This is a genomic window from Streptomyces sindenensis (genome assembly GCF_014649035.1).
Taxonomy (GTDB): Bacteria; Actinomycetota; Actinomycetes; order Streptomycetales; family Streptomycetaceae; genus Streptomyces; species Streptomyces sindenensis.
Genome location: NZ_BMSG01000005.1, coordinates 94,640 through 121,017, shown reverse-complemented (window position 1 = coordinate 121,017; position 26,378 = coordinate 94,640). Strand labels below are relative to the sequence as shown.

At 72.5% G+C, this 26,378-nt stretch carries 18 protein-coding genes; 11 read left to right on the top strand and 7 right to left on the bottom strand.

Features of this window, described 5'->3' with window-relative positions:
- Window positions 1-54: 54 nt before the first annotated feature.
- The 3 genes from IE145_RS08785 to IE145_RS08775 all read left to right on the top strand — a co-directional run bounded on the left by IE145_RS08785 (window position 55) and on the right by IE145_RS08775 (window position 7,593).
- Entirely contained in the window at window positions 55-3,825 is a 3,771-nt protein-coding gene (locus IE145_RS08785; protein WP_189520339.1) for a S8 family peptidase, read from the top strand.
- Window positions 3,826-4,024: 199 nt separating this feature from the next.
- Window positions 4,025-5,740 (top strand): protein phosphatase 2C domain-containing protein, encoded by a 1,716-nt coding sequence (locus tag IE145_RS08780; protein ID WP_189520338.1) that lies wholly within the window; start codon window positions 4,025-4,027, stop codon window positions 5,738-5,740.
- A 110-nt stretch (window positions 5,741-5,850) separates the two neighbouring features.
- Window positions 5,851-7,593 carry a pyruvate dehydrogenase gene (locus tag IE145_RS08775; RefSeq protein ID WP_189520337.1) on the top strand — a complete coding sequence of 581 codons (1,743 nt, stop codon included), beginning with the start codon at window positions 5,851-5,853 and terminating at the stop codon, window positions 7,591-7,593.
- A gap of 30 nt (window positions 7,594-7,623) precedes the next feature.
- Here the strand turns inward: IE145_RS08775 and IE145_RS08770 are convergent, their stop codons facing one another.
- Both IE145_RS08770 and IE145_RS08765 read right to left on the bottom strand, forming a co-directional pair.
- Window positions 7,624-10,737 (bottom strand): alpha-mannosidase, encoded by a 3,114-nt coding sequence (locus IE145_RS08770; protein WP_189520336.1) that lies wholly within the window; start codon window positions 10,735-10,737, stop codon window positions 7,624-7,626.
- Between the two features lie 103 nt (window positions 10,738-10,840).
- Window positions 10,841-11,272, bottom strand: coding sequence for a guanyl-specific ribonuclease (locus tag IE145_RS08765; protein WP_189520335.1), 432 nt, complete (start codon window positions 11,270-11,272; stop codon window positions 10,841-10,843).
- Window positions 11,273-11,529: 257 nt separating this feature from the next.
- On the opposite strand from IE145_RS08765, the gene IE145_RS08760 reads away from it, so the two are divergent.
- Window positions 11,530-11,994, top strand: a complete 465-nt coding sequence (locus IE145_RS08760) for an ATP-binding protein (RefSeq protein WP_229825434.1) — start codon at window positions 11,530-11,532, stop codon at window positions 11,992-11,994.
- Window positions 11,995-12,019: 25 nt separating this feature from the next.
- On the opposite strand, the gene IE145_RS08755 is transcribed toward IE145_RS08760, so the two are convergent.
- Together IE145_RS08755 and IE145_RS08750 are read right to left on the bottom strand one after the other, a co-directional pair.
- Window positions 12,020-13,114, bottom strand: coding sequence for a DUF2637 domain-containing protein (locus IE145_RS08755; RefSeq protein WP_189520334.1), 1,095 nt, complete (start codon window positions 13,112-13,114; stop codon window positions 12,020-12,022).
- A gap of 192 nt (window positions 13,115-13,306) precedes the next feature.
- Window positions 13,307-14,155, bottom strand: a complete 849-nt coding sequence (locus IE145_RS08750; RefSeq protein ID WP_189520333.1) for a (2Fe-2S)-binding protein — start codon at window positions 14,153-14,155, stop codon at window positions 13,307-13,309.
- Between the two features lie 148 nt (window positions 14,156-14,303).
- Between IE145_RS08750 and IE145_RS08745 the strand changes: the two genes are divergently transcribed.
- Entirely contained in the window at window positions 14,304-15,092 is a 789-nt protein-coding gene (locus IE145_RS08745) for a GntR family transcriptional regulator (protein ID WP_189520332.1), read from the top strand.
- A gap of 52 nt (window positions 15,093-15,144) precedes the next feature.
- On the opposite strand, the gene IE145_RS08740 is transcribed toward IE145_RS08745, so the two are convergent.
- Together IE145_RS08740 and IE145_RS08735 are read right to left on the bottom strand one after the other, a co-directional pair.
- Complete coding sequence (locus tag IE145_RS08740; RefSeq protein WP_189520331.1) at window positions 15,145-15,927, bottom strand: hypothetical protein; 783 nt, start codon at window positions 15,925-15,927, stop codon at window positions 15,145-15,147.
- 182 nt (window positions 15,928-16,109) lie between these two features.
- A complete protein-coding gene (locus tag IE145_RS08735) occupies window positions 16,110-17,861 on the bottom strand; it encodes a PucR family transcriptional regulator ligand-binding domain-containing protein (RefSeq protein WP_189520330.1) in 1,752 nt (583 codons plus the stop codon).
- A gap of 337 nt (window positions 17,862-18,198) precedes the next feature.
- On the opposite strand from IE145_RS08735, the gene IE145_RS08730 reads away from it, so the two are divergent.
- The 6 genes from IE145_RS08730 to IE145_RS08705 all read left to right on the top strand — a co-directional run bounded on the left by IE145_RS08730 (window position 18,199) and on the right by IE145_RS08705 (window position 25,404).
- Window positions 18,199-19,089 carry an FAD binding domain-containing protein gene (locus IE145_RS08730; protein WP_189520329.1) on the top strand — a complete coding sequence of 297 codons (891 nt, stop codon included), beginning with the start codon at window positions 18,199-18,201 and terminating at the stop codon, window positions 19,087-19,089.
- Between the two features lie 2 nt (window positions 19,090-19,091).
- A complete protein-coding gene (locus IE145_RS08725; RefSeq protein ID WP_006128538.1) occupies window positions 19,092-19,691 on the top strand; it encodes a (2Fe-2S)-binding protein in 600 nt (199 codons plus the stop codon).
- Entirely contained in the window at window positions 19,688-22,138 is a 2,451-nt protein-coding gene (locus IE145_RS08720; protein WP_189520328.1) for a xanthine dehydrogenase family protein molybdopterin-binding subunit, read from the top strand. The genes IE145_RS08725 and IE145_RS08720 overlap by 4 nt, the downstream gene beginning before the upstream one ends.
- Window positions 22,139-22,472: 334 nt before the next feature.
- Window positions 22,473-23,930, top strand: a complete 1,458-nt coding sequence (locus IE145_RS08715) for an NCS2 family permease (protein ID WP_189520327.1) — start codon at window positions 22,473-22,475, stop codon at window positions 23,928-23,930.
- A 36-nt stretch (window positions 23,931-23,966) separates the two neighbouring features.
- Window positions 23,967-25,109, top strand: a complete 1,143-nt coding sequence (locus tag IE145_RS08710; RefSeq protein WP_189520326.1) for an XdhC family protein — start codon at window positions 23,967-23,969, stop codon at window positions 25,107-25,109.
- Between the two features lie 151 nt (window positions 25,110-25,260).
- Window positions 25,261-25,404, top strand: a complete 144-nt coding sequence (locus IE145_RS08705; protein ID WP_189520325.1) for a hypothetical protein — start codon at window positions 25,261-25,263, stop codon at window positions 25,402-25,404.
- A 51-nt stretch (window positions 25,405-25,455) separates the two neighbouring features.
- On the opposite strand, the gene IE145_RS08700 is transcribed toward IE145_RS08705, so the two are convergent.
- Window positions 25,456-26,319 (bottom strand): DUF3626 domain-containing protein, encoded by an 864-nt coding sequence (locus IE145_RS08700; RefSeq protein ID WP_189520324.1) that lies wholly within the window; start codon window positions 26,317-26,319, stop codon window positions 25,456-25,458.
- Window positions 26,320-26,378: the final 59 nt, after the last annotated feature.

Sequence of the window (26,378 nt, the reverse complement as noted above, 5' to 3'; positions counted from 1 at the left end):
CCCCGGGATACGGCCTCTTGGGCTTTTTCGTTCCGGAATGACCTGGGGAGAGCGATGCGCCCGATATCGCGTACGGCACTCGGAACGGCGACCGCCGCCGTGCTCGCCGTCACCGTGATCGCTCCGTCGGTGGCCGCGCCACCGGACGGGCGAGACGCGACCAGACCGATCACCGGGAGTGCGGCGACCGCCGCCACGGACCCGAAGCCCGTCACGCTGACACTCGTCACCGGGGACAAGGTCCTGGTGACCACGGACGCCTCGGGCGCGGCCGCCGCCACCGCCCTGCCCCGCGCGGACGGCAGCGTGCCCCTCGTCCAGACCCGGCAGTCCGGCCCGGACCTGTACGTCTACCCCGAGTCCGCCGTGTCCGCGCTCGCCGCGGGCGCCGTGGACGAGGAGCTGTTCAACGTCACCGAGCTGATCCGCCAGGGGTACGACGACAGCCGCGCCGACTCCGTCCCGCTGATCGCCACCTACACCGGCGCCGCCGCCCGCCGCACCCTCGTCACCCCGCGCGGGGCCGAGCGCGGAGCGGCCCTCGACATCATCGGCGGACTGGCGCTCAAGGCCGACAAGAAGCGCGCCGCCGACTTCTGGGCCGACCTCACCGCACCCCGCTCCCGTGCGGGCTCCGGCCTCAAGAAGCTCTGGCTGGACCGCAAGGTTCAGGCCAGTCTCGACAAATCGACGAAGCAGGTCGGCGCGGACCGAGCCTGGGCCGCCGGCTACGACGGCACCGGCACCAGGGTCGCCGTCCTGGACACCGGGGCCGACGCCGAACACCCCGACCTCAAGGGCCGGATCACCGCGTCGGAGAACTTCACCGACTCACCCGACACCGAGGACCGCCAGGGCCACGGCACCCACGTCGCCTCCACCGTCGGCGGATCCGGCGCGGCGAGCGACGGGAAGAACAAGGGCGTCGCCCCCGGCGCCGATCTGATGGTCGGCAAGGTCCTCAACGACAGCGGCTCCGGTGCCGCCTCCTGGATCATCGCGGGCATGCAGTGGGCCGTCGACAACAAGGCGGACGTCGTCTCCATGAGCCTCGGCAGCGCCGAACCCACCGACTGCACCGACCCGATGAGCCTGGCCGCCACCGAACTCGGCAAGAACAAGGACACGTTGTTCGTGGTCGCCGCCGGAAACCTCGGCCCGTCCCTCAACACCGTCTCCTCGCCCGGCTGCGCCCCCGGCGTCCTGACCGTGGGCGCGGTCGACCGCGACGACTCCACCGCGGACTTCTCCAGCCGCGGCCCCGCGATCGTCTCGCACACCCTCAAGCCGGAGATCGCCGCGCCCGGCGTCGCGATCTCCGCCGCCGCCGCGGGCGGCCGGGGCTCACAGGCGTACCGCTCCATGTCCGGTACGTCGATGGCGACCCCGCATGTCGCGGGCGCGGCGGCCGTGGTGAAGCAGCGTCACCCGGACTGGACCGCCCAGCGGATCAAGGCGGCCCTCGTCTCCTCGGCGAGCAGTGCCGTCCCCGGCGACGTACGCGAGACCGGAGGCGGCCGTCTCGACGTCGACCGCGCCGTGCGCACGCCGGTGACCGGCGCCCCCGCAGTGCAGGGCGGCACCTTCAACTGGCCGCAGGACAGAAGCGACCGCGCCACCGTCGCCGTGCCCTACACCAACACCGGCGGCAAGCCGGTGAAGCTGTCGCTGCGGGTCGCGGGCGTCACCGGCAACGACGGCTCGGCCGTCCGCTCGAAGGTCGCCTCGCTCGGCCGCACGACCGTCACCGTGCCCGCCGGGGAGACGGTCGAGGTGCCGCTCGTCCTCGACCCCGCCGCCCGGCTGACCCCCGCCCAGTACGGCGATGTCACCGGCCGCGTCCTCGCCACGGCCACCGGGGGAGTGAAGGTCTCCACCCCGTTCTCCCTGTACGTGGCGCCGGAGACGGTAACCCTGCGCGTCAAGCTCGTCGACCGCACCGGGAAGCCCGCCGACGGCGTCTCCTCCCTCGACCTCATCGGCACCGACACCGCCTCCGGCGAACGCCGCTTCAACGAGGGCGCCACCGACCAGACCTTCCAGGTGCGGCCCGGCGCCTACTTCGTCTCCAGCTTCATCGCGACGCCCGACACCACCGACCCGACCGGTCGGCTCGTCGGGTCCGTCGGCTATCTGGCCCGCCCCCAGCTGAACATCACCGAGGACACCACTGTCGTCCTCGACGCCCGCAAGGCCCACCGCCTGAAGGTCCGGACCGAGGACCGGGCCGCCGAGACACGCGGCGCGACCCTCGCCTTCGGACGCTCCTGGGACGACACCTGGCTGCACTCCGGATCCATCTCCGGCACCGGGATCATCAAGGACTACCTGGCAGACGTCCGGGGCAGGGCCCGTGACGGGGAGTTCGAGTTCACCTCCTTCTGGCGCGCCTACGCCCCTCAGATCCAGAAGTTCTCCCTGGTCGGCGGAGCCGCCCTGCACCCCAGGCCCGCCACCACGGGCTCGGTCAACCTGGACGGCACCGGCCGGGCCGAGGTCGTCGACGCCGGTGCGGGCAGCGCCGCCGAGCTGGAGGCCGCCGGTGCGAAGAACCGGATCGCGCTGGTGAACGTCGGCGACGACGCCCCGGGCGTCCTGGCCCAGGCACGGGCCGCCGAGGCCGCCGGGGCGAAGGCGCTCCTGGTGCACCGCCCCTCGGCCGGCGACTGGCAGCCGAGCCTCGGCTACGGGGCCGCGCCCCTGCCGGTCCTCGGGCTGCGCGCCGACGAGGCCGCCGTGCTGAAGACGGCCCTGGGCAAGGGGAAGGCGGAGGTCTCCTGGACCGCCACGGCCGTCAGCCCGTTCGTCTACAACCTGTCGTTCCCGGAGAAGGGGCAGCTCACCTCGGACCGCACCTACAAGGTCCGCGACAAGAAGCTCGGCTCGGTCGTCTCCACCCATGAATCGATGGGCGTGGCCGCCGACTTCGTCGACACGCTCCTCGTCTCCCGCCCCTACGGCGCGACCTACAGCGCGTCCTCCCTCGCCCTGGTCGCCGCCCCCGGAAAGCGCACCGAGTACTACACGGCGGGGGACACGATCTGGCAGAAGATGCTCTCCTCCAGCTTCCCGTGGGGCGAGCTGATGACCGGCGACGCCCGTACGTACCAGGCGGGCCGGGCCACGACGGAGGAGTGGTACCGGGGCCTGCTGGTCCCCGGCGCGCCGCGCGACGCCCAGGGCGGGGAGGCGCTCGCCGGTGAACGGCAGGGCAATCTCATCGGTGTCGCCCCGGCCTTCATGACCGACTCCGAACACGTCGGCCAGCAGGGCTCGTTCGGCGACATCGGCAACACGCGGCTCAAGCGCGAGGGCGACGTCGTCGGCGAGAGCGGCTATCCGTTCGGAGTCTTCACCGTGCCCTCCGAGGACGCCGCCTACGAACTCACCCTGATGACCACGAAGATCGGCTCGCCCGCGGCGGTCTGGAAGCGGTCCACGCGGACGGAGACCACCTGGGGCTTCCGTTCCGAGCGGAAGCCGGACGTGGCGTCGCAGGGGCTCCCGCTGCTCTTCCCGCGCTACGACGTGGCCACCGACGGCATGAAGACCGTGCCCGCGGAAAACGGTCAGCGGATCGCGCTCGCCGCGACCGGGCACGCCGGGTACACCCCCGGTGAACTCACTTCCGCGAAGGTCTCGTTCAGCTACGACGGCGGCGAGACCTGGCACGCGGCCACCACCGCGCACCGGGGCGGCCGCTGGTCGGCCACCCTCGACCACGCGGACGCGGCCGGCAAGTCCGTCACCCTGCGGACGGAACTGGCCGACGCGAACGGCAACTCCGTCGTCCAGACCGTGGCGGACGCCTATGCCGTGCGCTGAGGAGCGGGGCACGACGAGCCGCCGAAACCGAGGATCGGCTGAGCGTATGAGCGGCTGAAACGCCGATATGCCGATCGTTCCGACCGGTCCGCCGGGCGTCCTTCCCGTGGGGGGTGGGGCCGCCCGGCGGACCCTGTTTATGGGTCACTTTTTCCCGATGCCCCGTTTTCGGGCCGCCTTCGCGGTCGACAATAGGGGCATGAGTCAGCAGGGGGAGAAGCCCGCCGCCCACGAGGACGACTGGTGGCGCAAGCTGTACGACGAGTCCGCACCGGACACCGGTCCCAGCCGCGCGGCCGACAGCCTCGACGACCGCTTCGACTCCGTGTCGGACACGGTGAGCGGCCCGGCGGACACCGGCCGGGCCACCGCACGCGAATCGGTCCACGACCCGTACGCGGACGCCTACGAAGACCCGTTCGCGGACCGTTACGAGGCTCCGGACGCCGACGGCTACGAGGAGGCGGACGCCGACCGGTACGAGGCCCCGGCCCCGGACGCGTACCGGCCGCCGCCGGAGCAGGGGGTGATTCCCGGCCCGTCAGCCGCCCCGGACCCGGCCGTGGTCCCGGAGCCGCCCGCCCCGGTTCCGGCAGTCGTCCCGGACCCGTCCGTGCCGGCGGGGCCGGTCCAGGATCCGGGGCCGGCCCGGGCCTCGGCACCGGCGGCGGACCCCGCCCCGCCGCCCGGCCTCGTGCCGGACCCGCGCGTGTCGCCGCCCATCCCGCCGCCGCCCACCGCGCCCCGCACCACCGCCTTCCCCGCGCCCTGGGAAGCGCCCGGCGGGCAGGCCGGGCCCCGGACCTTCGCCGCGCCGCGTGGGCCGGCCGCGCCCGAGCCCGAGGCCGGCGAGGCCGGGTCCGACGGGCCCGAGGCCGCCCTCGCCCCCGACCCCAGCGCGCTGCACGAACTGCCGCCGGATCCCACGGCCGCCGCGGCCATCCGGCCCGTCGTCGGACATCTGGGGGACCGGCCACCCACCTACGACGCCGAACCCGCCGCCCTGCCCTCCGCCACCTCGGAAAACCTGGAGGGTCTCGTCCCCGACACTGTTCTGGACGGCGCGCGCTACGGGACGTACACCCTGCGCTCCGCCTCCGTGCGCGGCGACTCCGCCCGCTTCCGCGGCGAACCCCGGCGCGACGGGCTGCTCACCGCCCGGTTCGGGGCCGCCGAGAGCGCCCTCGTCCTCATCGCCGTGGCGGGCGGCAGGCGGGACGGCGAGGCGGCCCACCTCGCCGCGGCCGACGCCTGCCGCTGGATCGGCGGAGCCGTCGCCCGCAGCCACCTCCGGCTGTCCGAGGACATAAGAGCGGGCCGCCGGGGCGACCTGAAATCCGGGCTGCACCGGCTCACCGACCGTACGTACGGCAAGCTGCGCGCCCGCGCCGCCGAACTCGGCGTCGAACCCGGGGCGTACACCGCGAGCCTCCGCTGCCTGCTGCTGTCCGCCGACCCCGAGTGCCGCACCCGGGTCTTCTTCGGCGTCGGCAGCGGCGGCCTCTTCCGGCTCCGCGACGGGCTCTGGCAGGACCTGGAGCCCTTCATTCCGCAGAGCCGGGCCGGTCAGGGCGCGTCGCCCGACGGCGAGCAGGAGGCGTCGCCGGACGGAGACCGGCTGACCATGGATCTCCAGATCACCGGGCCGGCGTCGCCGGACGTCGAAGGTCTCACGCAGCCGCCCGCCGAGCCCTTCCGGTTCCGGGCCTCCGTGGCCCGCCCCGGGGACACGCTGATGCTGTGCAGCAACGGCCTCGCCGAGCCCATGCGCGGCGAACCGGCGCTCCCCGGCGAGCTCGCCGCCCGCTGGGGGAGCGAAGGGCCGCCCGGACTGCCCGCCTTCCTCGCCGACACCCAGCTCCGGATCAAGGGGTACGCCGACGACCGCACCTGCGCCGCCGTCTGGGAGGCGTAACCGCGCGCCCCGTGGGTTGATGGATTCCGGAGTCCGGCGAACGGCGTTTCGGGCTCCGGAGTCCGGACAACCGAAGTGCACGGAGCACGGGCAAGGAAGGGCGCGCACCCATGGCCAAGCAGAACGTGGCGGAGCAGTTCGTCGACATCCTCGCCAGGGCGGGCGTCAAACGTCTGTACGGTGTCGTCGGCGACAGCCTGAACCCCGTCGTGGACGCCATCCGGCGTAATCCGTCCATCGACTGGATCCACGTCCGGCACGAGGAGACCGCCGCCTTCGCCGCCGGAGCCGAAGCGCAGGTCACCGGCTCGCTCGCGGCCTGCGCGGGCTCCTGCGGGCCGGGCAATCTGCACCTGATCAACGGCCTGTACGACGCGCACCGCTCCATGGCCCCGGTGCTGGCCCTCGCCTCGCACATCCCCTCCAGCGAGATCGGCCTCGGCTACTTCCAGGAGACCCATCCCGAGCTGCTGTTCCAGGAGTGCAGCCACTACAACGAGATGATCTCCCACCCGGAGCAGATGCCGAGGCTGCTCCAGACGGCGATCCAGCACGCCATCGGGCGCGGCGGCGTCAGCGTCGTCACGATGCCGGGCGACGTCGCCTCCAAGGCCGCCCCCGAGAAGTCGATCGAACACGCTCTCGTCACCACGCGGCCGACCGTCCGGCCCGGCGACGACGAGATCGACAAGCTCTGCCGCATGGTGGACGAGGCCAAACGGGTGACGCTGTTCTGCGGCAGCGGCACGGCCGGTGCGCACGCCGAGGTCATGGAGTTCGCCGAGAAGATCAAGTCCCCGGTCGGGCACGCGCTGCGCGGCAAGGAATGGATCCAGTACGACAATCCGTACGACGTCGGAATGAGCGGGCTGCTCGGCTACGGCGCCGCCTACGAGGCGACCCACGAGTGCGACCTCCTGATCCTGCTCGGCACCGATTTCCCCTACAACGCCTTCCTCCCGGACGACGTGAAGATCGTCCAGGTCGATGTGCGGCCCGAACACCTCGGCCGCCGTTCCAAGCTCGACCTCGCGGTCTGGGGCGATGTGCGCGAGACCCTGCGCTGCCTCACCCCCCGGGTGCAGCCGAAGTCCGACCGCAAGTTCCTCGACCGGATGCTGAAGAAGCACGCGGGCGCCCTGGAGGGGGTGGTCAAGGCCTACACCCGCAAGGTCGAGAAGCACGTCCCGATCCACCCCGAGTACGTCGCCTCCGTGCTGGACGAGATGGCCGACGAGGACGCGGTGTTCACCGTCGACACCGGCATGAACAACGTGTGGGCCGCCCGCTATCTGACGCCCAACGGCAAGCGCAGGGTGATCGGTTCGTTCAGCCACGGCTCGATGGCCAACGCCCTGCCGCAGGCGATCGGCGCCCAGTTCACCGACCTGAACCGGCAGGTCGTCGCGATGTCCGGCGACGGCGGATTCGCCATGCTGATGGGCGACTTCCTCACCCTCGTCCAGTACGACCTGCCGGTGAAGGTCGTCCTGTTCAACAACTCCTCCCTCGGCATGGTCGAGTTGGAGATGCTGGTGGCCGGACTGCCGTCGTACGGGACCACCAACAAGAACCCCGACTTCGCCGCCATCGCCCGTGCGGCCGGCGCCTACGGCGTGCGTGTGGAGAAGCCCAAGCAGTTGCAGTCCGCCCTCAAGGACGCGTTCAAGCACAAGGGGCCCGCGCTCATCGACGTCGTCACCGACCCGAACGCGCTGTCCATCCCGCCGAAGATCAGCGCCGAGATGGTCACCGGCTTCGCGCTCTCCGCCAGCAAGATCGTGCTCGACGGCGGAGTGGGCCGGATGCTCCAGATGGCCCGCTCCAACCTCCGTAACGTCCCCCGCCCCTGAGCCCCTGCGACCGGCGCCCGCCCGGCCCCGTCACGCCGGGGTCAGGCGAACCGTCAGGATCTGGAACGGCCGCAGGACGAGGACCAGTCCGTCCTCGTCGGTCTCCGCCGGGTGCAGCGGCCGCTCCAGCAGATCGGTGATCCTCGCCTCCGTGACCGGGAACGCCGCCTTCAGCCGGGTCCGCGCCCGGCCGCCCGCCGACTCGTAGAGCCGTACGATCACGTCCCCGCTCCGGTCCTCGGCGAGCTTCACCGACTCGACCGTCACCGCCGGGTGCCCCGTCGACACCAGCGCGGGCACGGCCGGGGCCACCGCCGCCCGTAGCGGGAGGTTCAGCGCCAGGCCCTCCCGTACGGCGTCCGTCACCTCCGCGCCGGGCGCGAGCGCGTAGCGGAAGCGGTGCACGCCCAGATCGGTGTGCGGGTCCGGGCTGTGCGGGGCGCGCAGCAGCGTGAGCCGCACCGTGGTGCCGAGGCCGTCCGGGTGCGGGGTGCGGGTCACGTCGTGGCCGTACGTCGAGTCGTTGAGCAGCGCCACGCCGTAGCCCGGCTCGGCCACCCGCAGCCAGCGGTGGGCACAGATCTCGAAACGGGCCGCGTCCCAGGACGTGTTGTCGTGGGTGGCCCGGTGGACATGGCCGAACTGGATCTCGGCGGTGGACCGTTCGGCGTGCACATCGAGGGGGAAGGCCGCTTTGAGGACCTTCTCGGACTCCTGCCAGTCGACCTCGGTGCCGATGTCGAGCTGCCGGGCCCCCGCCGCGAGCCGCAGTTCCTGCACGACCGTCGACCTCCCGAAGGACCGGACCACACGCACGGCGGCCCGCAGCGGTCCCTCCTCCACCAGCGACACGGAGTCGGCGTCGGTGAGATCGGTCCGGGTGTTCCGGTAGTGCCGGTCGATGTCCCACGCATCCCAGTGGTTGGGGTGGTCCGGGTGCAGCTGGAGGAGGTTCGCGCGAGCACCAGGGACCAGCACCTCACGCCCGGCGAGCAGATCGCGGACCGACGAGACCAGGCCGTCGCCGTCCACCACCACCCGCAACAGCCCGTTGTCCAGGGCGATACCACCTGAATCCGAGACTGCCGCCGTCACCGCGTGCTCCGGGACCGCCGCTCCGTCCAGCGGGCCCGCCCCGAGCCCCGGGCTCCGCGCCGGCACCGCCGCCCGGCCCTCGCCCAGCTTCTGGACGTGCGCCCCGGACGGCAGTACCCCGGCGGCCTCCGCGTCCAGCTCGATCACCTGGAACCGGTCGTACGGGGATGAGTTGAGCGCCACCATGCCCTCGGCGGTGCCCAGCGAGGCCACCGCCCCGGCCACCAGGTCCGCCAGCTCGGCGCGGACCTCCTCATAGGTGTCCCGGGCCTCGCGGTGCACCCAGGCGATCGACGAACCGGGCAGGATGTCGTGGAACTGGTGCAGCAGCACCGTCTTCCACACCCGGTCCAGGCGCTCGTACGGATAGCGGTAGGAGGGGGAGCGCAGAGCGGCCACCGTCGCCCACAACTCGGCTTCGCGCAGCAGATGTTCGCTGCGGCGGTTGCCCTGCTTGGTTTTCGCCTGCGTGGTGTAGGTCGCCCGGTGCAGCTCCAGATACAGCTCGCCCGACCAGACCGGCGCGCGCTCCCCGTACTCCTCCTCGGCCGCCGCGAAGAACGCCGACGGCTTCTCGACCGTCACACGCGGCGAGCCCTCCAGATCCCGCAGCCGGCGGGCCCGCTCCAGCATTTCGCGGGTCGGCCCGCCCCCGCCGTCGCCCCAGCCGAACGGCGCCAGCGAACGCGTCGCCCGCCCCTTGTCGGCGAAGTTCTTCTCCGCGTGCGCCAGTTGGCGGGCGTGGAGCTGGGCGTTGTACGTGTCGACCGGCGGGAAGTGCGTGAAGACCCGGGTGCCGTCGATGCCCTCCCACCAGAAGGTGTGGTGCGGCATTCTGTTGTGCTGGTTCCAGGACAGCTTCTGGGTGAGGAACCACCTCACCCCGGCCAGTTTCGCCAGCTGGGGGAAGGAGGCGGTGTAGCCGAAGGAGTCCGGCAGCCAGATCTCCTCCGTCTCGATGCCCAGCTCCTCCTCGAAGAACCGCTTTCCGTGCACGAGTTGGCGGGCCAGCGCCTCACCGCCCGGCATATTGGCGTCCGACTCCACCCACATGGAGCCGACCGGCGCCCACTGCCCCGCCGCCACCGCCTCCTCGATGCGCTCCCAGATGCGTGGCTGGTGCTCCTTCACCCAGGCGTACTGCTGCGCCTGCGAACAGGCGAAGACCAGCTCCGGATAGTCCCGCGCGAGGGCGGTGACATTGGCGAACGTACGGGACGCCTTGCGGACGGTCTCGCGCAGCGGCCACAGCCACGCCGAGTCGATGTGGGCGTGCCCGGCCGCCGAGATCCGGTGCGCGCTCGCCGAGGCGGGCCGCGCCAGCACCTCGGCCAGCGCCGCCCGGCCCGCCGCCGCGGTGCCGGAGACGTCGTGCAGATCCAGCGCGTCGAGCATCGACTCCAGCGCCCGCAGGATCTCGTGCCGCCGCGACCGATCGTCGGGCAGTTCGTGCATCAGCTCGGACAGCACCTCGATGTCCAGGACGAGATGCCAGACCTCCTCGTCGAGTACCGCGAGGTCGGCGGAGGCGAAGCGGTACAGGGGGCGGTCGCCGGACGTAGCCACGTCACCGAGCGAGGTCGGTTGGAAACCGTGCTCCAGAACCGCCGGATTGGCGGCCGCCTCCAGCAGCAGATCCACCGGCTCCCCGCCCGCCGCCGGGTGCGCGAGCGTCAGGTGCCGGTTGCAGGGATGAACACCCTTCAGGGGGACGCCCAGATGGTCGTACAGCATCCCCTCCGCCTGGAACCCCGGGCCCTGGCCCGTGAACCCCGGGTCGACGACCACCTCCACCCGGCGCCCCGACCACTCCCCGGGCACCGCTCCCCGCAGCCGGAACCAGCTGGTGGACCAGGGCTTCCCCCACTCCGTACCGGCCGTGAACGGCGCGAAGTCCGCCCCCAGGGCCTCCGCCACCGGCACCGGCTCGCCCGGAACGTGCCAGACGGACACGGTGAGCGGGGTGCGGGCGGCGTACTGGGCCGGGCGGACGAACTGGTGGAGGGCCCTCTCCAGGCGGCCCTCCACCAGGGTGCGGTCGTCGTGCATCACAGCTCCTCGGGAAGGTGTGGGGTCCTGGCGTGACAGCTCAGGTTCCCTTCCCGCAGGACGTGCGGAACACCCCCGGGCCGACAGGACCCAGGAGACGGGTTCAGCAGTCGTGGTCGACCAGGTCGAAGGAGGCGTAGTGGTCGGCGGTGTAGTAGTCCTCCTCGTTCCGCTCGCCGGTGACGATGCGGCGGGCGCCGCGGGTCGGCGAACCGGGGGTGATGACCGTGTACTCGTGGTAGTAGCCGGTGGACTGACCGGGCAGCAGGCCCTCGCGGTTCTGGAAGACGGTGCCGTCCTGCTCGTACGGGAACGGCCCGCCCTGCTCGATCAGATCCAGCGTGTCGTGCGCCTGCGACGGCAGCGCGGAGAAGCAGATGCTGCCCACCGCCGCCCGGAACGCGCTAGCGGAGTGGGCGGTGGTGGAGGTCGTCGCCGGGGTGGCCGCCTGGGCCGTGACCGGGCCCGAGGCGAGGAGAAGGGACAGAAGGGCGGCCGAGCCGCCGAGCCGGGTGATGCGTGGGGGGATGCGCATGCCGTCATGATGACGCGCGTAGAAGTCGGGTCGTCAACGTCAACTCGGGTCTATTCGCCGGACGTTAACCGCAGCTGCGCCTATGTGGTGATGGCGTGCGCGGGTGTGATGTTCCGTGCGCCCCTCGCCGCTCCCGACCGTTCACTTATTGATGGGTCCCGGGGCGTGACCGTGTGCGTACAGGGGCATGCATCCCGTGAGGCTGTTCGACGGGCAGCCGGATCGAAGGAGGTCGGTTCACTGTGCGGGCGGGGGAAATGGCGAAGCGTCAGAAGAGGGTCACGGTCATCGAGGGGCGCGCCCCCCGGGGCCGGAGACCGGGTGAGGCATCGCAGCCGGCCCGGATGCGCCGAAGAGTGGGGCACGCCGAACGGGCCGCGGTGGGGGAGGTCCGCCGGGAGTTGCGGGAGTTCCTCCGGCACCGCTCCGGCCAGGAGCAGACCGACGCGGCGGAGCTGCTGGTGAGCGAGCTGGTGACCAACGCGCTCATCCACACCCGGCACGGGGCCGTGGTCACCGCCACGGCGACAGCCGCCCGACTGCGGGTCGAGGTGCAGGACTTCGCGTCCGAGGATCTGCCCGCGCCGTACGTACCGAACGCCGACGACGGTACGCACGGCAGGGGCCTGATCCTGGTCCGGAGCCTGGCCGACGCCTGGGGCGTGGAGGCGCAGGCCCTGGGCAAGACCGTCTGGTTCGAGCTGCACGGCGGAAGGCCCTGAGGAGCCCTCCGCCGCGCGATGGGCATCAGCCGAACTGCTGCTCCAGATCCTTCAGTTTCTGTTCCAGCGAGTCGAGCCGGGGCAGTGTCTGGGTGTCGTCCTCGGCGGTGAGGTCGACGGTCCTCGGATCACTTCCCTGGTTCGGCGCGTCCAGGCTCTTCGGGCTCGAACCATCGGCCGTCTGCTTCGGGCCGACGGCTTGCAGGGATGGCCGGGGTCGCAGAGGCAGCTGACCCGGCTCTGCTATGGCGGGCTCCGCGACGGCCGGTGGCGCGCCGCCGGAGGCCGGGGCGAGGGCGGGTACGTCCACCTGCTGCCCGCCCCGGGCGCGTCCCCAGACCCGGTTCTGCCGGTTCAGGGCCTTGATGCGGGCCCGGTCCAGCTTGGCCTGGTCCCGGCGGCGCAGCCGGTCCTGCTCCTGCTCCTTCCGGTCCTCCCGCACCTCGTCCACCGCCTCGTCCAGGGTGCGGACGCCCTCCAGGAGCATCAGCGACCAGGCGCCGAAGGTCTCCCGGGGGGCCCGCAGCCAGCGGACGATCCGGATCTGCGGCAACGGGCGGGGCACCAGGCCCTGTTCGCGCAGCGCCGCACGGCGGGTCTGCTTCAGCGCGCGGTCGAAGAGCACCGCGGCCGAGAGGGACATCCCCGCGAAGAAGTGCGGAGCGCCCGCGTGGTCCATGCCCCGGGGGGCGTGCACCCAGTTGAACCAGGCGGCGGCCCCGGCGAACGTCCACACCAGCAGCCGGGAGCCGAGCGCCGCGTCTCCGTGGCTCGCCTCCCGTACGGCCAGCACGGAACAGAACATCGCGGCCCCGTCCAGTCCGAACGGGACCAGGTACTCCCAGCCGCCGCTGAGGTTCAGGTTCTGCCGGCCGAAGCCGACGAGCCCGTGGAAGGAGAGCGCGGCGGCGACCGCGGCGCAGCAGAACAGCAGGACGTAACTGGCGGTGGCGTACAGCGCTTCCTTGCGTCTGCGGCGTTCCTCGCTGCGTTCCCAGGAGTCGTCGGCCGCGGCCTTGGCACGCTTACCGCGTGCGACCACCGTCACCGCCGCCATGACCCCCACGAGCAGTACGGCGCCCGGAAGCAGCCAGTCAAGCGATATGTCGGTCAGTCTCATGCGCGGTCCCTTGCGTCACGTAGGGCGTTTCGTGCGCCATCGTGACGGAATTCCCGTCCCGCTCCGGTGGTTTCGGGACAAGAGCACGCCATGGGGTAAGGAGAGGCTATCGATGGGTGGAATCTTCTCGAACTCCCGCCCGATCGAGCCGAGTTGTGTTCGATTCCACGTCCCCCGGACGGGCGGTGTGGATCAGGAAGCCGCCGCGAGCTTCCGCACCCGGTCCGCGTCACAGGTACGCGGGCAGGTCACACAGGTGTCCTCGGGGCGCAGGGTGTAGAAGAGGCAGCAGCTCGCCCGGTCCCGGGTCGGCAGCGACTGTCCGTCGGGCCCGGTCAGCTCGCGGAAGCCCGCGGTGCCGACGTACGGCTTCGTCGTGCCGGGGAGCAGCAGCTCCAGCTCGGCCATCGCGCGGCGCTCCTCGCCCATCAGGTGCGCCACGTACCAGAGGCCCTCGACGATCTCGTCCGTCGCCATCCCCCACAGGGCCCGCTTCCCGCGTCGCATGCGCGGACCGAAGCCCTCCAGCACCGGCCCGAGGTGCTCGGTCAGCGAGGCCAGGACCTCGGCCCGCAGTGCCGTCTCGTCCGGGACGACCCGGGCTCCGGGCAGCGAGGCCGCCGGGTCGTCCGGAAGGCAGGCGAATTCCCCCACGCGCACGGTCAGGTGCCCCAGGGTCCGCTGGAACGCCACGTTCTCGACCGGGATCCGGGGCACCCGGCGCTGAAGGAACCACGGCACGGTCACCAGCAGGCAGGCGGGCCAGGCGTACCGGTGCAGACCGAAGCTCGCCACCACGTCCGGGCGGGCCTGCCGGCCGTAGTCGCGCAGCACCTGGGCGTTGTCCCAGGCCAGGAAGGCGTCCACGGCGGCTCCGCCGGCCGCCAGCTCCGCCGCGCCGACCCAGCCCGCGCCGGACGGGGCGACGGTGTCGCCGTCGAGCACATCGGCCCGCAGGCCGGGGAACACCTCGGTCAGACGGGTGTACGCGGCGGTCACGGGGGACGTCGCGGCACCGGTGAACGGCGGGGAGAGGGTCATGCAGGGGACCACCGAATCGGGGGATCGTTTGCAGGTAAGGCTAACCTTACCCGACGCCATCGATGTGTGAACTGCAGCCTCGGTCTTCTATCGTGCACAGGAGGTCCGGCACACGCGAGTCGGCCCGCGGCAGACGGAGGAGGTCCGGGTGGAGCAGGGCAGCGCGCGCGAGGGCGCACGTCCGGCGTACGCCCCCGGAGCGTTCCCGTCCGCCCCGGGGGACGCCCGTGTGCCGCAGGACCGGGCCCCGCGGAACCGCGTGCCGGAACAGGCCCGGGGCGAGCACACCCACAGTGAGCCCCCCGCGCCGCGTGCCGTCCGGCGCCACTCCGTCCGCGGCCAGATCCTGGACGCCCTGCGCGCCGCCCTCGTCGACGGGGAGCTGGTGCCCGGCCAGGTGTACTCCGCCCCCGCGCTCGGCGCCCGCTTCGGCGTCTCCGCCACACCGGTGCGCGAGGCCATGCAGCGGCTGGCCGTCGAGGGCGCCGTCGAGGTCGTGCCGAACCGCGGCTTCCGGGTCACCGAACGCGGCCCCCGTGAGCTGGCCGAGCTGGCCGAGGTGCGGGCGCTGATCGAGGTCCCCGTGATGCTGAGCCTGGCCCGTACGGTCCCGGCGCACCGCTGGAGCGTCCTGCGCCCGCTGGCGGAGGCCACGGTCGCGGCGGCGGCCGTGGGCGACCGGGCCGCCTACGCCGAATCGGACCGGGCCTTCCACCGGGCGGTCCTCGCCCTGTCGGGCAACGAGCAGCTCGTGACCGTCGCCGACGAACTGCACCGGCGCTCCCAGTGGCCGCTGGTCGCGGGGCCCGCCACCCGCCGGGGCGAGCTGCTGGCCGACGCCGCCGAGCACACCGCGCTGCTCGACGCCCTCATCGCCCAGGACCTCACCGTCGTCCAGGCCCTGGTCCGCGAGCACTTCAACGGCGCCGACCGCTGACCGGGCGGGGCCGGTGAGCCCCGCCCGGTCAGCGGTCAGCCCCCGCCCGCGCTCAGCTCGCCTCGGCGGTGCGCTGGGCGGGGGGACCCAGATACGGGGCCAGCCAGGTGGGCACGCCGCCCAGCAGCCGGAACAGCCGGCCGGCCTCGGCGCGCAGCCGGGCCGCCTGCGGTTCGTCCTCCGCCTCCGCGAGCGAGATCAGCGCCGGGGCCGTACCGACCAGGAACCCCAGCTCCTCCCGGATCCGCAGCGACTCCGCGAAGCCGTGCCGGGCCTCGGCCAGCTCCCCCTCGCGCAGCGCGAGCGCGGCCAGATGGCGCCAGGTGGACGACAGCAGCAGCTCGTCGCCCAGGTTCGCCGCACCGGCGTGCGCCCGGCGGAAGGCGGCGCGCGCGGCCTGCGGCGACTCCGCGATGTTCTGGGCGATCAGCCCGCGCCGGAAGTCCAGCAGCGGCCGGGCGGGGGACGCGGGAGCCAGCAGGGCCGCCGACCGGCTCAGCGCCACGCTCGCCTCGTCGGCCCGGTCCCGCACCGCGAGGAGGGTGGAGGCGTACGCCAGATGGCCCCGCTCACAGGCGGCGGCGCCCCGCTCGTCGTCGCTGCGGGCGACGGCCTCCGCCGTGCGCAGGGCGTCCTCGGCCTCGGTCCAGCCCTGCCCGGTGTAGAGACACCGCTCGGTCAGCAGCGCGGTGCGCTGGAGCGCCGCGGCCGGTTCGGTGCCCGCGGCGTGCTCCAGCAGGGCGGCCGCGTCCGTCCAGCAGGCGCGTGACCGCAGCCGCCATACCGCGGTCTGGAGCGGCGGATCGTCATCTGCTGTCGTTCCGGAACCAGACATGGCGGTATGCGCCACATTGCCCTCCCCGAGCGCGCCATTGTGCTGTTGAGTGCTTGAGTGATGCCGCATCTCAGCATGGATCGGCACTCCGGGCCAAGAGGTCCGGGCAATGTCAGGTGAAAGATTTCACAATCGCTGGGAGGGCGACGGGGTCCCGGCGGACCCCGTGCGCGGCCGGAAGATCAGCTCATCCGCAGGGCGAGGAAGAAATCGAGCTTGTCCTCCAGCCGCGAAAGGTCACGCCCCGTCAACTGCTCGATGCGGCCGACGCGGTAGCGCAGTGTGTTGACGTGGAGGTGCAGCCGGGCCGCGCAGCGGGTCCAGGACCCGTCGCAGTCCAGGAAGGCCTCCAGCGTCTCGATCAGCTCCGCCCGGTGGCGCCGGTCGTAGTCGCGCAGCGGGTCCAGCAGCCGCGCGGTGAAGGCGCGCCGGACGTCGTCGGGGACGAACGGCAGCAGCAGCACGTGCGAGGCCAGCTCGTGGTGCCCGGCCGCGCAGACCCGGCCCGGCCGGGCCGCGGCCACCCGGCGGGCGTGCCGGGCCTCTTCCAGCGCGCCGCGCAGTCCTTCGGCGGAATGCACGGCCGCGCTGACACCCAGTGTCAGCCGGCCGTCGTCGGCGAGCCCCGCCGTGAGGGGTTCGCGTACGGAGGCGAGCAGCGCGTCGGCGTGGAGTCCGGGCTCATCGGCGAGGGCGTCGGCGTCCTCGCCGTCCGAACCCGCCGCGGCGCCCTCCTCGTCCTCGCCGGGCTCCGCCGGCGCGGTGATGACCGCGGGCAGCGGTACCAGGGCGATGGCCTCCTCGCCCGTGTGGGCGACGGCGATCCGGTCGGCGGAGTCGGGGCCGCTGACCGCCGGGTCGACGAGGATCTCCTCCAGCAGCGCCTGGGCCACCGGGCCGCTCGCGATCTCACCCGCGTCGGCGGACTGGCCCGAGGCGCTCCAGTCGACCCGGGCCACCACGACCTGCCACTGCGGGGCCGCGCCGAGGCCCGGCAGCAGGACCGGTGCGGCGACCCGCAGCCGGGCCGCGATCTCGGCGGGGGCGGCGCCCGCCTGCACCAGCTCCAGCACCTCCTGGGCGAGCCGGCGGCGTACCGTACGGGCCGCGTCGCGGCGGTCGCGTTCGACCGCGATCAGCTGCGTGACGCCCTGGAGCAGGTCGAGCCGGGCGGCGGGCCAGTCCGAGGCGTCCGCCTCGACCGCCAGCAGCCAGTCGGAGAGCACCGACTCCCGTACGTCACGGGCGGCCGGCACCGCGCCCCGGCCGGTGTTCCGGATCGGGAAGAGCGCATATGTCGTACCGGCGACCGCCGCCCGGTGCGGGGCCCGGCGGCCGGTGCGGGTCGCGGCCAGGTGGTGCCCGGCCAGCGCGGCGCCCAGCGGGCCGGGCAGCGGGGCGCCCGCCCCGGCGATCTGGCGGCCGGTGGGGGACAGGACCCAGGCCCGCAGGTCCAGGTCGGAGGTGAGAAGGTCCAGGACCACCTCGGGGCCGCCGCCCGTCGGACCGGAGGTCATCAGCCGCCGGTGCCGGTCCACCACGGCCGCCAGGTCGCCCGCCCGCTCACCGGAGACCTGGCGTACGACGTACTCCGTGATCGTCGCGAACGCAACGGTCTCGTGCACGGCGAAGAGCGGTAGCCGGTGGTGCAGGCACGCCTCGACGAGATCGGCGGGGATGTCACCGAGCTCCGCCTCGCCGGCCGCGAGCCCGGCGACCCCGGCGCCCGCCAGGATCCGGACGAACGGCTCGGAGTCCGCCGCGTCCCGGCGCCAGGCGAGGCCCGTGAGGACCAGTTCGCCGCCGGAGAGATAGCGGCTGGGGTCGCGCAGGTCGGTCGTCATGACGCCCCGGACCGTGCGGTCCAGCTCGTCCTCGCCGCCGAGCAGCCGCAGGCCCAGCGCATCGGTCTCCAGCAGTGCGCGCAGCCGCATCGCTTCGCCGCCGATCTTTCGTAGAGGGAACAGGTGAAGTTCGCCGAGGGGACAGGTGAGAGGGAAGGGGGTGAAGGGGGCCGTGGGGTGGGGGAGCGGGTGGGGTGAACGGGGTATCTGTGAATTGCGGTGAGGTTACCGATCCCCGTCATTCGTTCGAATCTACAAGACGAGGACGGAGACCAGCCAACTCCTTCAGTGTTTCGGTGACTGCACCGGCCGGGGCCGGGCTTGTGTACTGGGCCACACACCACGTGAACACCACATGAACGAGCCAGTCGAGGCAGGCCGTCCCCGGCCCCGGCGAACGACCCGATTGAGAAGAAGAGAGCCACTCATGGACTTCCTTCGCCCCGCCAGCTGGGAGGAGGCGCTCGCCGCCAAGGCCGAGCACCCCACGGCTGTGCCCATCGCGGGCGGCACCGATGTGATGGTCGAGATCAACTTCGACCACCGGCGGCCCGAGTACCTCCTGGACCTGAACCGCATCGGTGAGCTGTCCGAGTGGGAGGTGGGCCAGGAGAGCGTGCGGCTCGGCGCCTCCGTGCCGTACAGCAGCATCATGGAGCACCTGCGGGCCGAGCTGCCGGGCCTGGCGCTCGCCTCGCACACCGTCGCCTCCCCGCAGATCCGCAACCGCGGCGGAGTCGGCGGCAACCTCGGCACCGCCTCGCCGGCCGGTGACGCGCACCCGGCCCTCCTCGCCGCCGACGGCGAAGTCGAGGCCGAATCCGTGCGCGGTACGCGGCTGATTCCCATCGACGCCTTCTACACCGGGGTCAAGCGCAACGCCCTGGAGCCGGACGAGCTGATCCGCGCCGTGCACATCAGGAAGGCCGACGGACCGCAGCAGTACTCCAAGGTCGGCACCCGCAACGCCATGGTCATCGCGGTCTGCGCGTTCGGGATCGCCCTGCACCCCGAGACCCGCACCGTGCGCACCGGCATCGGCTCCGCCGCCCCGACGCCCATCCGGGCCAAGGAGGCCGAGGACTTCCTGAACGCCGCGCTGGACGAGGGCGGGTTCTGGGACAACGGCAAGATCATCACCCCCGCGATCGCCAAGCAGTTCGCCGCTCTCGCGTCCGGCGCCTGCAACCCGATCGACGACGTGCGCGGCACGGCGAAGTACCGCAGGCACGCGGTCGGCATCATGGCCCGCCGCACGCTCGGCTGGACCTGGGAGCAGTACCGCGGCGCGGGCCGCACGCTGGAAGGAGCTGCGTAACCATGCGAGTCAATTTCACGGTCAACGGCCGTCAGCAGGAAGCCGACGACGTCTGGGAGGGCGAGTCCCTCCTCTACGTCCTGCGTGAGCGCATGGGCCTGCCCGGCTCCAAGAACGCCTGCGAGCAGGGCGAGTGCGGCTCCTGCACGGTCCGCCTGGACGGCGTCCCGGTCTGCGCGTGCCTGGTGGCCGCCGGACAGGTCGAGGGCCGCGAGGTCGTCACCGTCGAGGGCCTCGCCGACTACGCCAAGCACCGCGAGGACGCCCACCCCGGCGGCGGCTGCGCCTCCGGCGCCTGCGGCACCACCCTGGACTCCGCCAAGCGCTGGCAGGCCCGGCCCACCGACGGCCAGACCGGCGAGGCCGTCGAACTGGCCCCGATCCAGCAGGCGTTCATCGACGCCGGAGCCGTCCAGTGCGGCTTCTGCACCCCCGGCCTGCTGGTCGCCGCCGACGAACTGCTGGAGAACACCCCCTCCCCGTCCGACCAGGACATCCGTGAGGCGCTCTCCGGCAACCTCTGCCGCTGCACCGGTTACGAGAAGATCCTCGACGCGGTCCGCCTCGCGGCCGCCCGCCAGGGAGAGGCGGCCCAGTCATGACGACGCGCCCCGAAGCCACCACGCGCCCCGCGGCCACCGTGCCGAAGGCCCAGAACGCACCGTCCGGCACACCCACCGAGATCACCCAGGGTTCGCCTACCAAGGGCGGTATCGGCGAGTCCACGCTCCGCCCCGACGGCACCCTCAAGGTCACCGGCGAGTTCGCGTACTCCTCCGACATGTGGCACGAGGACATGCTGTGGGGCCAGACGCTGCGCTCCACCGTCGCCCACGCGGAGATCGTCTCCATCGACACCTCCGAGGCGCTGGCCACCTCCGGCGTCTACGCGGTGATGACGTATGACGACCTGCCCGCCGAGATGAAGAACTACGGCCTGGAGATCCAGGACACCCCGGTTTTCGCGAACGGCAAGGTCCGCCACCACGGTGAGCCGGTCGCCATCGTGGCCGCCGACCACCCGGAGACGGCCCGCCGCGCCGCCGCCAAGATCAAGATCGAGTACCGCGAGCTGCCGATCGTCACCGACGAGGCCTCGGCGACCGCCCCCGGTGCCGTACTCGTCCACGAGGGCCGGGACGACCACCACATCGGCCACGTCCCGCACCCCAACATCGTGCACCGCCAGCCGATCATCCGCGGGGACGCCGACGAGGCCGCCAAGCGCGCCGACGTCATCGTCACGGGCGAGTACGTCTTCGGCATGCAGGACCAGGCCTTCCTCGGCCCCGAGTCCGGCCTGGCCGTGCCCTCCGAGGACGGCGGCGTCGAGCTGTACGTCGCCACCCAGTGGCTGCACTCGGACCTCGGCCAGATCGCCCCCGTCCTCGGCCTGCCCGAGGACAAGGTCCGCATGACGCTCTCCGGCGTCGGCGGGGCCTTCGGCGGCCGTGAGGACATCTCGATGCAGATCCACGCCTGCCTGCTGGCGCTCCGCACCGGCAAGCCGGTCAAGATCGTCTACAACCGGTTCGAGTCCTTCTTCGGCCATGTCCACCGGCACCCGGCGAAGCTCCACTACGAGCACGGTGCCACCAAGGACGGCAAGCTCACGCACATGAAGTGCCGCATCGTCCTGGACGGCGGGGCCTACGCCTCCGCCTCCCCGGCCGTCGTCGGCAACGCCTCCTCGCTCTCGGTCGGCCCGTACAAGATCGAGGACGTCGACATCGAGGCGATCGCCCTCTACACCAACAACCCGCCCTGCGGCGCCATGCGCGGCTTCGGCGCGGTCCAGGCGTGCTTCGCCTACGAGGCGCAGATGGACAAGCTCGCCGCGAAGCTGGACATGGACCCGGTGGAGTTCCGGCAGCTCAACGCCATGGAGCAGGGCACCCTGCTGCCCACCGGACAGCCCTGCGACTCGCCGGCCCCGGTCGCCGAGCTGCTGCGCCGGGTCAAGGCCCGTCCGCTGCCGCCCGAGCAGGAGTGGCTGACGGCGGGCGCCGACGGCACCTCCGTCGACGTGCGCGCCCTGCCCGGCGGGCTCTCCAACACCACTCACGGCGAAGGCGTCGTCCGCGGTGTCGGCTACGCGGTCGGCCTGAAGAACGTCGGCTTCTCCGAGGGCTTCGACGACTACTCCACCGCCCGGGTGCGGATGGAGGTCATCAACGGCGAACCGGTCGCCACCGTGCACACCGCGATGGCCGAGGTCGGCCAGGGCGGCGTCACCGTCCACGCCCAGATCGCCCGTACCGAACTCGGCGTCAACCAGGTCACCATCCACCCGGCCGACACCCGCGTCGGCTCCGCCGGATCCACCTCCGCCTCCCGCCAGACGTACGTCACCGGCGGCGCGGTCAAGAACTCCTGCGAAGCCGTACGGGAGAAGGTCCTGGAGCTGGGCCGCACCAAGTTCGGCACCTACCACCCGGCCTGGGCCACCGCCGAGCTCCTCCTGGAGGGCGGCAAGGTCGTCACCGACGGCGGCGAGGTCCTCGCGGACCTGGCCGACGTCCTGGAGGACGAGGCCATCGACATCGAGCTGGAGTGGCGCCACCGGCCCACCGAGGCCTTCGACCTCCGTACCGGACAGGGCAACGGCCACGTCCAGTACTCCTTCGCCGCGCACCGCGCGGTCGTCGAGGTCGACACCGAGCTCGGCCTGGTCAAGGTCATCGAACTGGCCTGCGCCCAGGACGTCGGGAAGGCGCTCAACCCGCTCTCCGTCCTCGGCCAGATCCAGGGCGGCACCCTCCAGGGCATGGGCGTGGCGGTGATGGAGGAGATCATCGTCGACCCGCAGACCGCGAAGGTGCGCAACCCCTCCTTCACGGACTACCTGCTCCCCACGATCCTCGACACGCCGACGATCCCGGTCGACGTGCTCGAACTCGCCGACGAGCACGCCCCCTACGGGCTGCGCGGCATCGGCGAGGCCCCCACCCTGTCGTCCACCCCGGCCGTCCTCGCGGCGATCCGGAACGCGACGGGCCTTGAGCTCAACAGGACACCGGTGCGGCCCGAACACCTCACCGCCACCTGAGAGCCTGCCGGGTGACCTCCCACCGGTCGTCACCCGGCACGCTCCGAGCGGTCCCCCCCGAACTCTCCGGGCGGTGCGCAGCGCCGAGAACGTCACACTTTTCCGCACCCCGCACCGCCCGGAGGCCCAAGTACCGCACCGCTCGCGGTTCTTCTCCGCCGTGCCCGACAGCACGGCAAGCGCCTCACGGATCATCCGTGCCGCCGGCACATCCGTTCTGCTTCAACAGTCCGTCCCGGCCGTCCCCGGGTCGTGCAGCCGACGCAGCCATCCCAAATCCCGCATTCAGGAATCTCCACGCGGGTGCCCCTGTGAACCTTGGGAGTCAGGCATCATGACCCAGCAGTCAGTGGAACCGAAGACCAGTCCGGAAAGCGCGGGCCCCGGCTCGCGCGTCCCCGCCGGAAGATCATGGCTCGACCGGTACTTCCACATATCCGAACGAGGATCCACGGTCGCGCGCGAGCTGCGCGGCGGCGTCACGACCTTCATGGCCATGGCGTACATCCTCCTGCTCAACCCGCTGATCCTGGGCGGGGAGGACGTCAACGGGAACCTCCTCGGCCAGCCCGGCCTGATCACCGCCACCGCCTTCGCGGCGGCCGCGACGACCCTGCTCATGGGCTTCGTCGGCAAGGTGCCCCTGGCGCTCGCCGCCGGCCTCAGCGTCTCCGGTGTGCTCGCCTCGCAGGTCGCGCCCAGCATGACCTGGCCGCAGGCCATGGGCATGTGCGTGATCTACGGTGTGGTGATCTGTCTCCTGGTGGTCACCGGCCTCCGCGAGATGATCATGAACGCGATCCCGCTCGCGCTCAAGCACGGCATCACCATGGGCATCGGGCTCTTCATCGCCCTCATCGGCCTCTACAAGGCCGGATTCGTCCACCAGGGCCAGGCGACCCCCGTCTCCCTCGGCCCGGCCGGTGAACTGGCCGGCTGGCCCGTCCTGATCTTCTGCGTGACCCTGCTGCTCATCTTCATGCTCCAGGCTCGCAACGTCCCCGGCGCGATCCTGATCGGCATCGTCGTCGGCACGCTGGTCGCGATCGTCATCAACGCGATCGTCGACATCGACCCCAAGAAGTGGAGCAGCGGCCCGCCGGAGCTGGAGGGCAGCGCGGTCTCCACCCCGGACTTCTCGCTCTTCGGGAACGTCGAGTTCGGCGGCTGGGGCGACGTCGGCGTGATGACCGTCGGCATGATCGTCTTCACCCTGGTGCTGGCCGGCTTCTTCGACGCGATGGCGACCATCATCGGCGTCGGCACCGAGGCCAAGCTCGCCGACGACAAGGGCCGTATGCCGGGCCTGTCCAAGGCGCTGTTCATCGACGGCGCCGGCGGTGTCATCGGCGGTGTCGCCTCCGGCTCCGGCCAGACGGTCTTCGTCGAATCGGCCACCGGCGTCGGCGAAGGGGCCCGCACCGGACTCGCCTCCGCCGTCACCGGCCTCTTCTTCGCCGCCTGCTTCTTCTTCACCCCGCTCACCGCGATCGTGCCGACCGAGGTGGCCTCCGCCGCCCTCGTCGTCATCGGCGCGATGATGATGCAGAACGCCCGGCACGTGGACTGGGGCGACCGCTCGGTCGCCATCCCGGTCTTCCTGACCGTGGTCCTGATGCCCTTCACGTACACCATCACCACCGGTGTCGCCGCGGGTGTCATCGCGTACAGCGCCATCAAGCTCGCCCAGGGCCGGGCCCGCGAGGTCGGGGCCTTCATGTGGGGACTGACGGTGATCTTCATCGTCTTCTTCGCCCTCAACCCGATCGAGAGCTGGCTGGGCGTCCACTGACGCCCGGGCCCCCTTCCCCCCAAAGGAGAGAACGCCATGCTGGACATCGCCGAAGAGCTGCACCGGTGGGTCTCGCAGGGACGCGAGTTCGCCGTCGCCACCGTGGTGGCGGTCGGCGGCAGCGCGCCCCGGCAGCCCGGCGCGGCCCTCGCCGTCGACCGCGACGGCACGGCCGTCGGGTCGGTCTCCGGCGGCTGCGTGGAGGGGGCCGTGTACGAACTGTGCCAACAGGCGTTGGAGGACGGGCTGCCCGTCCGTGAGCGCTTCGGCTACAGCGACGAGGACGCCTTCGCGGTCGGCCTGACCTGCGGCGGCGTCATCGACATCCTGGTGACCCCGGTCCGGGCGGACGACCCCGCCCGGCCGGTGTTCGCCGCCGCGCTCGCGGCCGCCGCGGAGGGGACGGCGGCCGCACTGGCCCGGGTCACGGACGGGCCCGAGGACATGCTCGGCCTGCCGCTCCTGGTCCGCCCCGACGGACGTTACGAGGGCGGGCTCGGCGGCCACCCGGCGCTCGACCGGACCGCCGCAGCCGAGACCCGGGCCCTGCTCGACGCGGGCCGCACCGGGCCGCTCGCCATCGGCGCGGAGGGCTCCCGCTGCGGCCGGCCCGTCGAGCTGCTGGTCGAGTCCAGCGTGCCGCCGCCTCGCATGATCGTGTTCGGCGCGATCGACTTCGCGGCGGCCCTGGTGCGGGCCGGGAAGTTCCTCGGCTACCGGGTCACCGTCTGCGACGCCCGCCCGGTCTTCGCCACCGCGGCCCGCTTCCCCGAGGCCGACGAGATCGTCGTCGAATGGCCCCACCGCTACCTCGCGGGGACCGACACCGACGCCCGCACGGTGCTCTGCGTCCTCACCCACGACGCCAAGTTCGACGTACCGCTGCTGGAGGCGGCCCTCCGCCTCCCGGTGGCCTACGTCGGCGCGATGGGCTCGCGCCGCACCCACCTGGAGCGCAACGACCGACTGCGCGAGGTCGGGCTGACCGAGCGCGAACTCGCCCGGCTGCACTCGCCGATCGGCCTCGACCTCGGCGCCCGTACGCCGGAGGAGACGGCCCTGTCCATCGCGGCCGAGATCGTCGCGGTCCGGCGCGGCGGCAGCGGCGTACCGCTCACCGGGGCCCACACCCCCATCCACCACGACAGCAGCGGACAGCCCCTCGCCTCGGTGGCCTGAGACGCCCGTCAACGCCCCCTCCGTCCTGGGCGGGTTGCCGCCACGGCGGTCTGCCGCCCGCCCGGAACGCAGCGGTCACCCCGGATCAACCGGTGGACCGGCTGCATGACTTCCGGACCGGCGGCTGTTCGACGTCTCGGCCCTGGCCAGGATGGGGTACGACGACGAGGGCACCGGCGCGGACTCCGGGATCATCGAGACCATGGAGTGGGCGAAGGCCGAAGGGGCCGGCATCGTCTCCATGAGCTCGGCTCCCCGGTGCCCGACGACGGCACCGGCCTTCGGCCCGGAGTGACCCCCTGACTTGGTCCCGCACCTCGCGGACGGGAGTGCGGGACCAGTGCCGTCAGCAGGCGGCCAGAGCCGCGGGGACCTGCCCGAACCGGGCCAGCAGATGCCAGACCCGCTTCAGGTCCTGCGCGTCGTACCGGCCGGTCCGCACCGCGTCGCCGATGATCCGGGCGTCCAGCCACCCGTCGACCGCCAGGGCGCAGCCGAGGGCCACGAACTCGGGCCCCCGGTAGCCGGGACGGCGCCGCAGCTCCGCCACGGAGAGCCGGAACCCCGGATGCCACTCGACGGGGCAGGGCAGCAGGCGGGCGGCGGCCTCCACCGCCGTGCCCCGGTGGGCCGGGTCGAGCACGAGCGCCTCCACGTCGCGGTCCAGCCGGACCGGGGCGTGGATCTGCGCCTCGACGTAGTCGTCCAGGGCGTCGCGGTCATCCGCCGCCGCCAGCTCGACGAGCCCCGACATCCGGGCCGCGGTCCCGAAGTGCGTCGGTTCGGCGGCGCTGTCGGGATAGCAGAACGTGGCCGCGCCGAGGATCTCCGGCACCAGCCTGAAGTGCGCGGAGCCGAACCGGGGCGCGGCGCCGAACGGTGTACGACCGAGGTCCAGCGCCCCGTAGACGGGCCGCTCGGCGGGCTCCGCGAGGTCGTACGCGCCGCCGAAGATCCGGCTTTCCCACCGCCACCGGTCACCGCCGGGGTGCGCGGTGAGCCCTCCGTTGCTGGTGCCCGTCACGAACTGGGAGACGTACAGACCGTCCCCGCCCAGCCGTTCGAGGATCGGCAGCCCCGCCACCGTCCGGTCGGGGTGGAAGTTCAGGGTGACGCGTGATCCGGGGGCCAGGGGCGCGCCCGAGGACAGCGAGGAGACGTGTGCCAGCGCCCGTCGGCGGGGACAGGGGACCGGGAGATCGGCGTTCATCGTGACAGTGTGCCCGGGAGGCCTCGGGGGAGCACCTGAATACCCGGCCCGGCCGGTGC